Source organism: Brevibacillus sp. FSL K6-0770, from assembly GCF_038000275.1.
In the GTDB taxonomy this organism is placed as follows: domain Bacteria; phylum Bacillota; class Bacilli; order Brevibacillales; family Brevibacillaceae; genus Brevibacillus; species Brevibacillus parabrevis.
Genome location: NZ_JBBOBQ010000001.1, coordinates 2,589,004 through 2,603,638, shown reverse-complemented (window position 1 = coordinate 2,603,638; position 14,635 = coordinate 2,589,004). Strand labels below are relative to the sequence as shown.

Below are 14,635 nucleotides of genomic sequence, written 5' to 3'. Positions count from 1 at the left end.
CTTTTGGCTTATCGTGCCAGAAACGGGTTTTTCCATTCCATCAGCACGGCGTAGTTGCGGGATTCCTCGTCCTCCAAATAATCGGCCACGATCTGCACAGGCACGCGCCCGCAGCGCATCAGAAACGTGATGACGGGGTCTTTCACTTCGCCCGAAACCACATGCTCCACGTATTGCTCTGGCGTCCATTGGTTCGCATAGCGTCCGTAGCCCGGCATTCTTCCGCCGCCGAGCAAGCGCGTCAAGCCTTTTTGCACAACCAGCTCATACATCGCCTGCATCATCAGCTGTCCCAGTCCGAGCTTGCGGTGGCTTGGCCGAATGCATATGTCCACGATGTACAAGGTGTCGCCGCCAGGATTGTGGCTCCTGATATAGCCGTCGTCCGTCACGTCCGCCCATTTGTGCTCGGGGTGCGCCGGATCGAACGACACGAGCAGCGCCGTCATTGATCCGGCCAGCACTCCGTCTACCTCAACGCAAATCGCGCCCTCGGGAAACAGCGTGATATGGTTGGTGAGCTGCTCCTGGTTCCACCACAGTTCGGATGGAAACGGCGGCGGGAAGCTCTCCGCCTGAATCTGGATCAGCTCGAAAAAGTCGGAGCGGTTGTAGTTGCGGATCACAGCCTTGCGCGGCTTGTCCCCTTCAAACACATACAGCTCTTTGCGGTACATTGCCATCCTCCTTACGTGCGCTGATGCTAGTTCCAATCGGTGTACAAGTCTGTCCGGCGGTCACGCCAGGTCGTCACGGAGCCTTTTTCCCGCACTTCATACAAAAGCGACAGGTCGAGGTCGGCAGTCACGAGCATGTCGTGGTTGATCTCCCCTTCGGCAAGCACTCCGCGCGGCGGGAACGGCACATCGTTTGGCGTCAGAATCGCTGCCTGGCCAAAATTGGCGCGCATAAAGTCGACAGTCGGCAGCGAACCGATTGTGCCTGTCAGCACGACGTACACCTGATTTTCGATCGTGCGCGCGTGGCTGGTGTAGCGCACGCGATGGAAGGCGTGGCGGTCGTCTGTGCAGGACGGACAGAAAATGACATCCGCTCCGCGCGCTTTGGCAATCCGCACCCACTCTGGGAACTCGATGTCGTAGCAAATGATCATCGCGACTTTGCCTTTGTCGGTTTCAAAAATTTGCAGGGAGTCGCCCGCGCCCATGTTCCAGCCTTTGACTTCCCACGGGGTGATGTGGATTTTCTTTTGCTGGCCGACTCGTCCATCCGGGTAGAACAGAAAAGCCGTGTTGTACAGCTTGCCGTTCTCCTCGATGATGTGCGTGCCCCCGATCAAGTGCATGTTGTACTTGGCCGCCAAGGAAGAAAACAGCTGGACGTACTGCTCGGTGAACGAAGGCAGCGCGGTAATCGGCAAAGCGCGTCCCTGCTCATCGCCAATGGACATCAGCTGGGTGGTGAACAGCTCGGGAAACAGCAGAAACTCGGTTTCGTACTCATCGGCGTTGCGAACGTAGTGCTCGACCTGATTCGCAAAATCTGCAAAACTATGTATCGTGTGCAAGTGGTACTGCACAGCGGAAACGCGCATTTTCATTGCATTCTTCCTTCCTGTTTTCTTATCCTTAAAATATATCAAAAACGATCGGCAAAGTCTTCCTTTCCATGCGCCGCAAAGGTTTCGCTTCACGAAAAGTCGCCTGCCAGTGGATCGGCAGGCGATTTTTTATGCGGCCGCGGCGCGGTGTCCGTCTAGCTGCTCGCGCTCATGCGCAGCGCCGTTTGGTACAGCAGCTCTGTCCCGAGCGCGATATCCTCGTAGGTGGAAAACTCTTGCGGGTTATGGCTGATTCCGTCTTTGCAGCGGACAAAAATCATCCCGTAGTCGCATACGTACGATAACGCCAGGGCGTCGTGAAACGGGCCGCTCATCAATTCCCGCGGCTCTAGGCCGAGTGCGCGGCTCTCTTCGTGCATGATCGCCTTGATCCAGTCCGCACAGTAGCGAGGGTCGCTGTTCGTATCTTCGGTAATCGTGTATTGCAAGCCGCCTTCTTCTGCTGCCGTCGCGATCGCCTCGCGCAGCGCCATTTCCCGCTCGTCGCGCCGGGCCAGGTCGATGTCGCGCAAGTCGACGGAAAAACGCACGCGCTCCGGGATGATGTTGCGCGAATCAGGAAACACCTGCAAATGCCCTACCGTGCCGACAGTAGGCGCCGCAGGGTCGAGCTTCGCCAGCTCGTTGACCGCGAGAATGACCTTCGCTGCGCCGACCAAGGCGTCTTTTCGCATCGGCATGGGCACCGATCCGGCATGTCCGGCAAAGCCCGTCAGCTCCACCGTCCACCAAAGCGGGCCGGAGATCCCGGAGACAATGCCGATCGGCTCGTCCGCGCCATCGAGCACAGGGCCTTGCTCGATATGCAGCTCCAGGTAAGCCCCGATGCTGCCTTCCGGATAGACAGATTCGGCCAACCGATCCGGGTCGCAGCCAAAGGCGACGAGCGCTTCCCTGCGTGTCACGCCATCTTTGTCGGCTCGCGCCAAATCTTCCTCAGCCCATTGTCCCAAAATTCCTTTTGATCCGAACAAGCCTTTTTGAAACCGACAGCCTTCCTCGTCGCAAAACGCGACCACTTCGATCGGTTGCTGCGGCACGATCCCTTGTTCGCGCATCGTCTGCACGGCTTCCAGAGCGCCCAGCACGCCGATCACGCCGTCGAATCTGCCGCCGTACGGTTGGGAGTCGATGTGCGAGCCGATCATCAGCACAGGCGCTTCCGGGCTTTTCCCCGCCATTCGCCCGATCAGGTTGCCAAAATGATCCACCCGGGCAGCAAGTCCCGCTTCCTCCATCCACGAGCGCACCAAGTCCACCCCTGCCCGATCCTCTGCGGACAAAGCCAGCCGACATACGCCCGTCTCGCCGATTTTGCCGATTTGGGCCAGCGCCTCGATCCGTTTGCGCAATCGTTCTGCGTTGATCGCAAGCGTCCTCGCTTTTTCAGTCATGCCTGGATAACCTCCTCGTCTTGTCTTTGGTAAACCAGCTTGCCGTCGATCATCGTCTGTTCGACCTTCAGTTCCTTGATCCGGTCATGCGGAGTGGCGAGAATATTGCCGCTGAGCACGACGAGATCAGCCAGCTTGCCAGGTTCGATGCTGCCTTTTTGCCCTTCCTCAAAGCTGGCGTACGCCCCGTTCCAGGTGAACATGCGGATCGCTTCCGGCACACTCACTCGCTGGTTGGCTCCCACCGATTGGCCCGTTTTGCTCTGGCGATTGACCGCCGCATGAATCCCGATCAGCGGGTTAAAATCGGTAACAGGGCTGTCCGAAGCGCCTGCGGCCACGATTCCGCACGCAAACTGATCCTTGGCCGGAAACATGTGGCGAACCCGCTCCCCGATATTTCGCACGTACGAATCGCCATGGTCGTAAATAAACGCCGGGTTCGGGATCGGCACGACACCGAGTTTCGCCATTCGCGCAAGCAAGTCAGGAGAAGAGACGCCTGCATGCTCGATCCGGTGGCGGTGATTTTCGCGCGGATGGGCAACGAGAGCGGCTTCGAAGCAAGTGAGCAGCATGTCAATCGCACGATCTCCCTGTGCATGGGCAGTAATCTGGAACCCTTTTGCATGGGCCTCTCCCAAAATCGTATTCAACTCGTCCTGCTCATAGTAGAGGATTCCGCAATCGTCGGGGCGACTGGTGAACGGCTCGCGCATCGCCATCGTCGGCGCAATGCTCGCTCCATCTGTAAAAACTTTCGCCGGGCCGATGCGAAAGCGCTCATCGCCAGTACCAGTCACCATTCCCGCGTCGATCATCCGCCGCACAAATTCCTCCGACTGATTCAACGAGCAGACGATGGCGTAGATGCGCACCTTGACGTCTCCGGCGAGCACCGCCTTTTGCATCGCCCGGAAGTTTTCAGGGCCATACCCGCCCGCGTCGTGTATGCTGGTGATTCCTGCCGCCACAAAGTCTTCCGAAGCCAGCCGCAGCCCTTCCCTGTATTCCGCTTCGGAAAAGGCAGCCTGCTCGAACATTTTCATGTGTGCCGTCTCGACCAAAAAGCCTGTCAGGTTCCCACGCTCATCGCGGTCAATCCGTCCGCCCTGCGGGTCAGGCGTGTGCCGATCGTAGCCGGCAAGCGCCAGTGCCCTGCTGTTGACCACGCTGTGATGGGCGCAAGTGCGCATGACAAAAATCGGATGATCGGTCGAGACGTCGTCCAGCTCGGCCAAAGTGGGATAGCGCTGCTCTGCCATCCCGTTTTCATCGAATCCGCACGCTCGCACCCACTCGCCCGCCGGGGTTTTTTGCGCCTGCTCTTTGAGTGCGGCGAGCAGTTCGTCAATCGAGCGAATGCCGCGCGCCTTGCAGTCCACCCCCAATTTGTTCGTGCCGTAAATCGTCATGTGCAAATGCGCGTCAATAAAGCCTGGCAAAAGGCTTTTGCCTTGCAGATCGATCACGTTTGTCTGCGGGGTGATCCAGCGCTTGATCTCCTCCGTCGTTCCGACCGCGACAATGCGGTTCTCTCTGACAGCTACCGCCTCTGCGATCCGATTGTTTGCATCCACTGTCACTACATGTCCATTGAGAAACACCGTTTCTGCCATTTCATTTCCTCCTTTTTGTCGTCAGCCGTGTTTGGGCCTTTTGCTTTATTTGAACGTAGGCGTTCCTTCCGTATTGGCCGCCTGCTGTCCGTTGACGAACAGCGGTTTGGTGATAAGCGTCACGCCGAACATCACGACGATGTTCACCAGCAGCGCCACGACCCCGATGTTCAGATCCTGGATGACGGAAGGCCAGTGCGGAAACAGCGTCGCGAGCGTCGCCTGCGAGACCGTCGTATAGGCGACCGTCAACACTCCGGCTGCAATTCCGGCAAACGCCCCGTATTTATTGACGAGCGGCTGTTTGCCCAAGCTGAACAGCAAAGCGGGAAACAACTGGGTCACCAGACTGTAGCCCATCAACAGCAAGGTGACGAGCGTGTCTCCGCCGCTGAGCGTAAAGTACAGCGAGATGAGCGACAAAACCGGAACGAGCAGCTTGGCGACTTTGGCGATCTGGACATCCGAGGTGGCTGGCGCCATGACTTTGTAGACGTTTTTCGCCAAAAGGGTCGCTCCCGTCATCAGCAGCATCGAGCCTGGAACGAGAGCCGTCAGCAGCCCAGCCGCGCCGATGATGCCGACGATCCACGGGTCAAACGTCTTCAGCGACAAACGCAAAAGCGATAAATCCCCATCTGCCCCTTTCAAGCCGGGCACTTGCAAAATCGCCGTAAAGCCGACGAAGAACACAAACAGCAGCATCAAGGTGTACAGCGGAAGCATGATCGTATTTTTGCGGAACACGTTTTCGTTTTTGGCGGAAAACACGGAACCGAACGTGTGCGGCCACATGTAAAAACCAAAAACCGTGATGAGTACGGTAGAAATATACCAGGAGGTGCTAAGCCCTTCTGTCGGGAAGGTCAAAAAGCCCGGATTAGCCGCATGCACGGCTGCAAACATCGGCTGGATGCCACCGTAATAGTGATACGGCAAATAAATCCCGAGAAAAATGACCACGAAAAAAATCATGATGTCTTTGATCGCCGCCGTCCAGGCCGAGCCGTGGATGCCGGAGAGCATGACGTAGATGGTAACGGCAATGACTCCGAGCCAGACAGCGGCTGCTGGCGAGATCGTGCCGTACGAGGCTTCGGAAACGATGATGCCCAGCCCTTTGAATTGCAGCACGAGGTAAGGAATGATCGCGATCACGCCAACGGCGGCGACGAGAATCCCCAGCATCGGGCTGTTGTACTTGCTCACGAAAAAATCGGATTGGGAAACGAGCTTGTGCTCTTTGGCATAGCGCCAGATCGGGGGCAACAGCCAGTAGGAGATGACGTAGGCAAGCGAAATGTAGGACAGGACGTAGTAAGACGGCGCTCCTTTGGAGTAAGCCCAGCCGCTCCCTCCGAGGAAGGTGAACGTCGTGTAAATCTCCCCGGCGACCAGCAGGAAAATAAAGATCGAGCCAAACCCTCTGCCGCCTACTGTCCATTGCTCCATGTTCATGTCTTTGCCTTGGCGTGCGCGAATCCCGGAGTAGAACGACAGCAGCAGGAAGGCAAAAATGATCAGCAGAGCAATGTTCATGATGAACTCTCCTCCTCTTTTGTAGCCGGATCGAGTTGATGGATGACCGCCATAATGACAGAAGTCAGTACAACCCACAGGACAATCCAGAACAAGACAAAAGGCATGCCCAGCACATAAGGCTCCACCCGGTTCACAAACGGCACTCCGCCAAGCATGCCGATAAACGGCACGACTCCAAGCCAATCTCTTGCTTTCATGCAGATCCCCCTGTTTACTCGATTTGTCCCATTGCCTGCGCGCGCTTTGGACATGTACTCTATTATTATCGAAAAATTCAATTTTCTCCTTTGTCCTGCTGACCAGAAAACAGCGCGTTCTTTTGTTTATTGAGCCAAAAGCATTGAAAGACGGAGGGAAATGGCGTGATAACAGTCCGTGAACTGATCGAAGTTGGAGGCTTTACGAAAGCATCCGTGCTTGCCGGGGAAGACTTTCTCGACAAAGAACTGCTTGGGGTTACCTCGTTTGACTCGCCGGATGGACACAGATGGCTGCGCGCAGGCGAATTTGTGCTGACGACAGGCTTTCCTTTTCTGATCCGCCAAAATACGTGTGAAGCTACCTTGATTCAATTGATCGACGAGTTGGCTGCCATCGGAACGCCTGGTCTGGCGATCAAACTCGGCCGCTACATGGCGAGCGTGCCTGCTGCCGTCCTCGCCCACGCCGCGAAAAGGCAAATGCCGATTTTGTCCTTTCCGATGGATAAAGCGTGGTCGGACGTCATCGTGCCTGTCACGCAGTACATCAACGACAAACAGCGCCTTGAGCTGAATCGCACACATGCGATCTACGAGCGGTTTCACCTGCATCTGACTGCCAATGATCCGGTGTCCAAGCTCGCGGCACTGCTCGCAGACTTGCTGCAAACGCCGATCAGCATCGAAGTGCCGAGCCTGAGATGGAAGTGGGCCGCTTCGCCTGACGCTCCCCCTGGCGGCTTTGGCTTTGCAACCGACGAGGGGCACGACATCCCGCTCGGACAAGCCGCTTCGCCTTCCATGCTGAAAAATCCGCTCGTCAAAAGGGCAGATGGCCGTCACGTGCGCTGGCTGCTTCAGGAGCGGAACGTACAAGGCGCGATCTGCACCGGAATCATCGAACGAGATTTATACGCCTGGGAAAAAGTCGCGATCGAGCAAAGCGCCGCCCTGTTGTCGCTGGAAATCGAGCGGCAGCGTTCCGTAAACGAGACGTACCAGCGGTTTCGCAATGACTTTTTGCAGCTGTTGCTAAGCGATCAGATGCACGCGCGAGACGTGCTCACGCGCAAAGCGGATGAGGTAGGCTGGAAGCTCGCCGATCACTACACGGTCGCTGTTCTCGGCGTCTCCCCTCTGGAGCGGACAGGGATCGAGAACTGGAACGACAACCGCGACTTGCTTTTGGCTCTGACTCCTTCCCTGTCCGCCCTTGATGACGCCATTTTGCTGGGACTCGATCAGCAAAACCGCATCGTGCTGCTGATCCCGACAGCCAGTGGCTCTAGTGATTCCACTGCTTGCCTGACCAGCACCAAACAAGTTCTCGCTGCTTTGCTCGCTTTTTCGTGGCAACAGCGCGTGTTTGTCGGCCTGGGGCGGTTTCACGCCGGACACACGGGCATTGCTGCCAGCTATCGCGAGGCGCAAATCAGCTTTCGTGCGGCGATGCGCGGGCTTGATGCCAAGGCAGCAGCGAATACCACCATCGTCGCTTTTCACGACCTCGGGCTGGAGCGCATCCTGTTTGCCGAGCAGCCGGACAGAGAGGCACGCTTGCTCGCTCAGGAATACTTGGACAAAATCAACGAATACGATCGCGAAAAAAACGGGCAACTGCTGGATACGCTTCACATCTTTTTGCAAGTGGACGGCAATCACGCAGAAGCGGCGTCACGGCTGTACGTGCATAAAAATACGATCAAATATCGGCTGGCGCTCATTCGCGAACTGACGGGCTTAAACCCGGATCACGGCCATGACTTGCTGTTGCTGCGCATCGCCATGACAGTGCAATCGATTGGTTTTGCCAAAGGCTAAGCTGGTATAATGGCAACAGAGCGACTTAGGGGGAATGTAGATGGATGAGTGGCTGAACAAGCCGGTTAAGACGAAGGAACGGCCCAAAAAGCGAGGAATCGTCGAATACATAGATGATCAGTACATCGTTGTTTTCTTTACGTTGCCGCGCAAGGAACGCGTCATTTTTTCGAGCAAGGAAGCTTTTTTGAACAAAATCGAGTTCGTCGAAGAAGCAGCACCCCCGAACTGACCCACGCAAAAAATCCCGTGTCTGGCATCTGACTACTGCCTTTGACACGGGATTTTTTATGGAAACAAGCAGGTTTTACGCGTAGTGTTCGTCGCGAAGACGCTTGATCTCGTCGCTTTCGAGGTACTCGTCATACGTCATCATCTTGTCGATAACGCCTTTCGGAGTGAACTCGATGATGCGGTTGGCGATCGTTTGCACGAACTGGTGGTCATGGGAAACGAACAGCAAGGTTCCGTCGAAATCGATCAAGCCGTTGTTCAAGGCTGTGATGGATTCCAAGTCCAAGTGGTTCGTCGGCTCATCCATGATCAGGACGTTTGCGCTCGCCAGCATCATTTTGGACAGCATGCAGCGAACTTTTTCGCCTCCGGACAGCACGTTTGCTTTTTTCAGCGCTTCGTCGCCGGAGAACAGCATGCGGCCGAGGAAGCCGCGGATGAACGTTTCATCCTGCTCTTTCGAGTATTGACGGAGCCAATCCACGAGACTCAGCTCGGAGTTGAAGTATTCAGCGTTGTCTTTCGGGAAGTACGCTTGCGAAGTCGTTACGCCCCATTCGAAAGAACCGCTGTCTGCCTGTACTTCGCCCATCAAAATTTGGAAGAAAGTCGTTTTTGCCAGCTCGTTTGGTCCGACAAACGCTACTTTGTCTCCCTTGTTGATGACAAGGTGCAAGTTTTCAAACAGCTTCTCGCCTTCGACTGTCTTGCTCAAGCCTTCGATGGCAAGCAAATTTTTGCCTGCTTCGCGCTCCGGCTTGAAGTTGATGAACGGATATTTACGGCTGGACGGACGAATGTCTTCCAGTGTAATTTTTTCCAACAGCTTTTTCCGCGAGGTCGCTTGCTTCGACTTGGAAGCGTTGGCGGAGAAACGCGCGATAAACTCCTGGAGTTCCTTCATCTTCTCTTCTTTTTTCTTGTTCTGATCGCGAACCATCTTCAGCGCCAATTGGCTGGACTCGTACCAGAAGTCGTAGTTCCCCACGTACATTTGAATCTTGCCGAAGTCGATATCCGCAATGTGCGTGCACACTTTGTTCAGGAAGTGACGGTCATGGGATACGACAATGACGGTGTTCTCATAATCGGCGAGGAAGTTTTCCAGCCAGCGAATCGACTCGATATCCAAGTGGTTCGTCGGCTCGTCCAGGAGCAGGATGTGCGGGTTGCCAAACAGCGCTTGCGCGAGCAATACCCGTACTTTTTCCGTACCGGACAGGTCTTTCATCAGCTTGTCGTGCAGGTCTGTCGGGATGCCCAAACCGATCAAAAGGCTCGCTGCATCTGCTTCCGCCATCCAGCCGTTCAGCTCTTCAAATTCCCCTTCCAGTTGGGAGGCACGGTTGCCGTCCGCTTCGGAGAAGTCTTCTTTCATGTAGAGCGCAGTCTTTTCTTCCATGATCTCATAGAGGCGCTTGTGGCCCATGATGACCGTTTTCAAAACTTCATACTCGTCAAACTCGAAGTGGTTCTGTTTCAACACAGCGATACGCTCGCCTGGTGTCACCGAAACGTGTCCGCTTGTCGGCTCGATCTCTCCGGAGAGGATTTTGACAAACGTAGACTTCCCGGCACCGTTCGCACCGATGAGGCCGTAGCAGTTACCAGGGGTAAACTTAATCGATACATCTTCAAACAGTGCGCGTTTGCCGTAGCGCAGCGTCACGTTCTGAGTGCTTATCATCGTCGCAATACCTGCCTTTTTTGAATCGTTCAAACACTTATCTTATCAGAGATAGCTGCATTTTGCAAAAAATATCGGGCGAAAACGCCGCGCGCTTCTCCGGCGTCGGCCGACAAATACGTGACAATCTCCCCTCCTCCACCTTGTCTATTTTACCAGAAAATCCCTGATAAATAAAAATCAGGGCGCTCGGGCACATTATGTGATGTCTCTGTATCTCGATCGAGGGAGGTTGGGGTTATGTCCAAGAAAAACGGCGTGAAAAATGAGATGGGAAACAAGGAAAATCCTTCGCAAACCAGATCTTCCACTACTGTAGGCAAAGAAGAAACCCGCTCCAAGCAGCGCGGCGAGTAAAATTCGTTGAGGTTCGTTTCCTCACACAAAAACCAGTCTGCTGATGAGTAAACGGCAGACTGGTTTTTGCCATGACGAATGGCGAAGTGCGAAGCGCGAAATCAAACGGTGACGTGAACGGGAGTCAAGGCAGGTGTCGGTACAGATTGCAGTTCGGATTCCACGTAGATGGACAAATTGTTCAGGGTGACATACACGACGTCGCCTTCTTCCACGAGAAGTTCGAGGAAGCGCTGCCGGCCCATCTCCGCTTCAAACACTTCTTTCGTATCGAGGCGCCTCAACTCCAGACGCACGAGCGGGCCGAGCAGCGTAATCCGCTCGATATGCGCCTGAACAGCCGTAACGGCAGCTGATTGTGGCGGATGCAGCGACACTTCCGCATCATGCGGACGCATGTAGCCGATTGCCGGGCCTTCGCTGACACCTTGCTCTGCGGTGAACTCCGCCTCGCCCAGCTTGATCCGCCCGTTTTGAATGCGTCCGCGAAACAGATTGACGCGCCCCAGGAAGCTGTACACAAACGGGTTGGCTGGCTTGAGATAAATTTCTTCGGGAGAACCGACCTGCTCGACGCGCCCTTCGTTCATGACGACGACGCGATCAGCCAGCTCCATCGCCTCTTCCTGGTCGTGGGTGACGAACAAAATCGTCAAGCCGAGCTTTCCATGCAAGTGCCGCAACCAACGCCGCAACTCCTGTCTGACTTTTGTATCCAAGGCGCCAAACGGTTCATCCAGCAGCAAAAACTTCGGCTCGACCGCAAGCGCTCTTGCCAACGCCACGCGCTGACGCTGCCCCCCGGACAGCTGCGACGGATAGCGGTGCGCCAGCCCTTCCAATTGCACGAGCCTGAGCAAGGAATGCACTTTTTCGCGAATTTCTTCCTTGCTCGGTCTGGTTTTGCGTGAACGCACCGTCAACCCGAACGCGATGTTGTCAAAAATGTTCATGTGCCGAAACAAGGCGTAATGCTGAAAGACGAAGCCGACTTTGCGCTCGCGGACATCGCGGTTCGTATTGTCCTCGCCGTTGAACAGGATGCTTCCTTGCTGCGCCTGTTCCAGCCCGGCAATCAGCCGGAGCAAGGTCGTTTTGCCTGAACCGGAAGGCCCCAGAAGCGCAACCAGCTCCCCCTCGGGTATGTGCAGATTGACATTTTCCAGCGCGGTAAAATTTTTATACGACTTGGTAATGTTGACAACTTCTATGCTCATCCTGCTTTCTCCCCTGACGCGTCAAAGTAATAATCCTCTTCCGCCTTGGACTTCCGCTCGGTTTTCCATTCGATCAAGCTTTTTAGCACCAGCGTGACCAGCGCCAGCACAGCGAGCAGCGTTGCGACGGCAAACGCAGCGGCGAACTGGTACTCGTTGTACAAAATCTCCACGTGCAACGGCAGCGTATTGGTCATGCCGCGAATGTGGCCGGAGACGACCGATACCGCGCCAAACTCCCCCATCGCCCTGGCGTTGCACAGGATCACACCGTACAAAATCCCCCATTTGACGTTTGGCAGCGTGACGCGCCAAAACGTTTTCCAGCCGCTCGCTCCCAGCGATACAGCCGCTTCCTCCTCGTCTTTGCCCTGCGCTTCCATCACCGGAATCAGCTCGCGGGCCACGAACGGAAACGTCACAAAAGTCGTCGCGAGCACGATCCCGGGCACCGCGAAAATGATTTTCAGATCAAACGCAGCCAGCCATGGCGCAGCAACCCCCTGACTGCCGAACAACAGGACGAAAATCAGCCCGGCGATGACTGGCGACACGGCGAAAGGCAGATCAATCAGCGTAAGCAACACATTTTTGCCGCGAAACGAAAACTTGGCAATCGCCCAAGCGGCGGCAATCCCAAACGTGACGTTCAGCGGTACGCTAATCGCCGCTACGAGCAAGGTCAATTTGACCGCAGACAGCGTTTCCGGCTCGGCAATCGCAGCCAGAAAAACACCCGCCCCTTGCTTGAACGCCTCAGTGAACACGGCGATCAGCGGCAAAATGAGAAACAGGCCCAAAAACAGAAAAGCGACTGCGATCAAGCTCCAGCGAACGTAGGCTGGCTCGGTTACATGTTTCATTTGTCCCACCTCCTATCGTGCCGCATCGAACTTGTTGATTCGCCATTGCAAGTAGTTAATGAGCAGAAGCATGACAAACGATGCGACGAGCATGACGGTTGCAATGGCGGTAGCTCCCGCGTAATCGAACTGCTCCAGCTTGGTCATGATCAAAAGCGGCACGATTTCCGTCTTGAGCGGCATGTTTCCGGAGATAAAGACGACAGAGCCGTATTCGCCAAGCGCCCGGGCAAAAGCGAGGGCAAAGCCCGTAATGATCGCTGGCAGCAAATGCGGCAAAATGACGCGGGTAAACGTGGCAAACCGCGTGGCTCCCAGCGTCGCAGCCGCTTCCTCCATCTGCAAGTCCCAGTCCTGCAAGACAGGCTGCACGGTTCGCACGACAAACGGCAGCCCGATAAAGGTCAAAGCAACCCAGATGCCGATCGGCGTATACGCCACTTTTACGCCCCACTCGGCCAAATACTGCCCGATCCAGCCGTTTTCGGCGTAGATGGAGGTGAGCGCAATCCCGCCTACCGCTGTCGGCAAGGCGAAAGGCAGATCGACAATTCCGTCAATGATCCGCTTGCCCAAAAAATCGTACCGGGTCAACACCCAGGCGACCAGTACACCGAATACCGCATTGACACAAGCGGCGAAAAAAGACGTGAGGATGCTGACGCGAATCGAAGCGATCACCCTCGGATCGAGGATCGTTCCCACGAACTGCTCCCAGCTCATGGTAGTGGCCTTCAAAAAAAGGACGGACAGGGGGATTAATACCAAGAGGCTCAAGTAGATGATGGTATAGCCCATCGTCATGCCAAAGCCCGGCAGGAACCCCCTGCGCAAAAATGATTTTCTCATGGAGCTAACTCCTCTGATGGCAGGATAGGTTATGGACTGGATTACGGTTTGTACAGCTGATCAAAGACGCCTTGGTCGGAGAAGTGCGTTTGTTGAGCTTTTGTCCAGCCGCCAAAAAGTTCATCTATTGTGAACATTTCGATTTCAGGAAACGCAGGCGTATGCGCTTTGAGCACTTCCGCGGAACGTGGGCGATAGTAATGCTTCGCCGCAATTTCCTGCCCTTTTTTCGTGTACAGGAATTGCAAGTAGGCGTCGGCGACTTCTTTTGTCTTGTGCTTTTCCGCATACTTGTCGACGACGGTTACCGGAGGTTCTGCCAGGATGCTGAGAGACGGATTGACGATTTCGAATTTGTCTTTGCCCAGCTCGTTCACAGCCAAGTACGCTTCATTTTCCCAGGCGATCAGCACATCGCCAATCCCGCGCTCGACAAACGTCGTCGTCGATCCGCGCGCTCCCGAATCGAGCACAGGCACGTTTTTAAACAAGGCTCCCACGAACTCTTTTGCCTTGGCTTCGTCACCGCCATTTTTCTTCAGGGCGTATCCCCATGCGGCGAGGTAGTTCCATCTGGCGCCACCGGAAGTTTTCGGGTTCGGCGTGATGACGGAGATGCCCGGTTTGACCAGATCATCCCAATCTTTGATCTGCTTCGGGTTGTCTTTGCGCACGAGAAAAACGATGGTAGACGTGTAGGGAGAGCTGTTTTCCGGAAGCTTTTTTTGCCAGTCTGCCGCAATCAGTCCCTGCTCGGCGATCGCGTCGATGTCGTACGCCAAAGCCAATGTCACCACGTCCGCTTCCAAACCGTCGATGACGGATCGGGATTGCTTGCCGGAGCCGCCGTGCGACTGCTTGACGTTGAGCGTCTGTCCGGTTTTCGCCTTCCACTCCTGGGCAAATTCCGCATTGACTTCCTGATAAAATTCTCTGGTCGGGTCATACGAGACGTTCAGCAGCTCGACGGTCTGTGAGCCGCCCGCTTCCCCGCTCCCATTTGTCCCTGTTCCTTGCGACGCAGCCGAGCATCCTCCCAAAGCGATAGCTACGGCAACGATCCCGATGCGTTGCAGGATGGATTGAATATTGCCCTTTGTGGTGTTCATACTGGTGACCTTCACTCCTCATTTTTAATCTATACTATTTTACTCGGAATACTTAGTTATCTACGATTATACCTGCCTTTTTATCGCTGTCAATCATATTCCCATCCACTTTATGCCCACTAGCTGGGCGAGGTGAGAAACGGCGGCGCAAAAAAGACGTA

General features: G+C 55.3%; 13 protein-coding genes. 2 read left to right on the top strand and 11 right to left on the bottom strand.

What is annotated here, in order from left to right; all coding sequences use genetic code 11:
* Nucleotides 1–8 precede the first annotated feature (8 nt).
* The 6 genes from NST23_RS12805 to NST23_RS12780 form a co-directional block, all read right to left on the bottom strand.
* Nucleotides 9–677, bottom strand: a complete 669-nt coding sequence (locus tag NST23_RS12805; RefSeq protein ID WP_173595861.1) for a GNAT family N-acetyltransferase — start codon at nucleotides 675–677, stop codon at nucleotides 9–11.
* Between the two features lie 26 nt (nucleotides 678–703).
* Nucleotides 704–1,561 carry a carbon-nitrogen hydrolase family protein gene (locus tag NST23_RS12800; protein WP_280648333.1) on the bottom strand — a complete coding sequence of 286 codons (858 nt, stop codon included), beginning with the start codon at nucleotides 1,559–1,561 and terminating at the stop codon, nucleotides 704–706.
* A gap of 155 nt (nucleotides 1,562–1,716) precedes the next feature.
* Nucleotides 1,717–2,976, bottom strand: coding sequence for a M20 family metallo-hydrolase (locus NST23_RS12795; protein WP_280648332.1), 1,260 nt, complete (start codon nucleotides 2,974–2,976; stop codon nucleotides 1,717–1,719).
* Nucleotides 2,973–4,595, bottom strand: coding sequence for an amidohydrolase (locus NST23_RS12790; protein ID WP_340963780.1), 1,623 nt, complete (start codon nucleotides 4,593–4,595; stop codon nucleotides 2,973–2,975). Before NST23_RS12790 ends, NST23_RS12795 begins: the two co-directional genes overlap by 4 nt.
* A gap of 45 nt (nucleotides 4,596–4,640) precedes the next feature.
* Nucleotides 4,641–6,134, bottom strand: coding sequence for a sodium:solute symporter family protein (locus NST23_RS12785; RefSeq protein WP_173595857.1), 1,494 nt, complete (start codon nucleotides 6,132–6,134; stop codon nucleotides 4,641–4,643).
* Nucleotides 6,131–6,334, bottom strand: coding sequence for a DUF3311 domain-containing protein (locus NST23_RS12780; RefSeq protein WP_063227036.1), 204 nt, complete (start codon nucleotides 6,332–6,334; stop codon nucleotides 6,131–6,133). Before NST23_RS12780 ends, NST23_RS12785 begins: the two co-directional genes overlap by 4 nt.
* A gap of 165 nt (nucleotides 6,335–6,499) precedes the next feature.
* On the opposite strand from NST23_RS12780, the gene NST23_RS12775 reads away from it, so the two are divergent.
* Nucleotides 6,500–8,158, top strand: a complete 1,659-nt coding sequence (locus NST23_RS12775) for a PucR family transcriptional regulator (RefSeq protein WP_122963479.1) — start codon at nucleotides 6,500–6,502, stop codon at nucleotides 8,156–8,158.
* 40 nt (nucleotides 8,159–8,198) lie between these two features.
* The gene (locus NST23_RS12770) at nucleotides 8,199–8,390 is read left to right on the top strand and encodes a hypothetical protein (RefSeq protein WP_063227034.1); all 192 of its coding nucleotides are present in this window, start codon (nucleotides 8,199–8,201) and stop codon (nucleotides 8,388–8,390) included.
* 75 nt (nucleotides 8,391–8,465) lie between these two features.
* Here NST23_RS12770 and NST23_RS12765 read toward each other — a convergent pair whose 3' ends face one another.
* The 5 genes from NST23_RS12765 to NST23_RS12745 all read right to left on the bottom strand — a co-directional run bounded on the left by NST23_RS12765 (nucleotide 8,466) and on the right by NST23_RS12745 (nucleotide 14,474).
* A complete protein-coding gene (locus NST23_RS12765) occupies nucleotides 8,466–10,079 on the bottom strand; it encodes an ABC-F family ATP-binding cassette domain-containing protein (RefSeq protein WP_122963480.1) in 1,614 nt (537 codons plus the stop codon).
* Nucleotides 10,080–10,537: 458 nt separating this feature from the next.
* Complete coding sequence (locus tag NST23_RS12760; protein ID WP_217021792.1) at nucleotides 10,538–11,653, bottom strand: sulfate/molybdate ABC transporter ATP-binding protein; 1,116 nt, start codon at nucleotides 11,651–11,653, stop codon at nucleotides 10,538–10,540.
* Nucleotides 11,650–12,516 (bottom strand): sulfate ABC transporter permease subunit CysW, encoded by an 867-nt coding sequence (gene cysW / locus NST23_RS12755; protein WP_173595856.1) that lies wholly within the window; start codon nucleotides 12,514–12,516, stop codon nucleotides 11,650–11,652. The genes NST23_RS12760 and cysW overlap by 4 nt, the downstream gene beginning before the upstream one ends.
* 12 nt (nucleotides 12,517–12,528) lie before the next feature.
* Nucleotides 12,529–13,365 (bottom strand): sulfate ABC transporter permease subunit CysT, encoded by an 837-nt coding sequence (gene cysT, locus NST23_RS12750; protein WP_173595855.1) that lies wholly within the window; start codon nucleotides 13,363–13,365, stop codon nucleotides 12,529–12,531.
* Nucleotides 13,366–13,406: 41 nt separating this feature from the next.
* Nucleotides 13,407–14,474, bottom strand: coding sequence for a sulfate ABC transporter substrate-binding protein (locus NST23_RS12745; RefSeq protein ID WP_173595854.1), 1,068 nt, complete (start codon nucleotides 14,472–14,474; stop codon nucleotides 13,407–13,409).
* Nucleotides 14,475–14,635 lie beyond the last annotated feature (161 nt).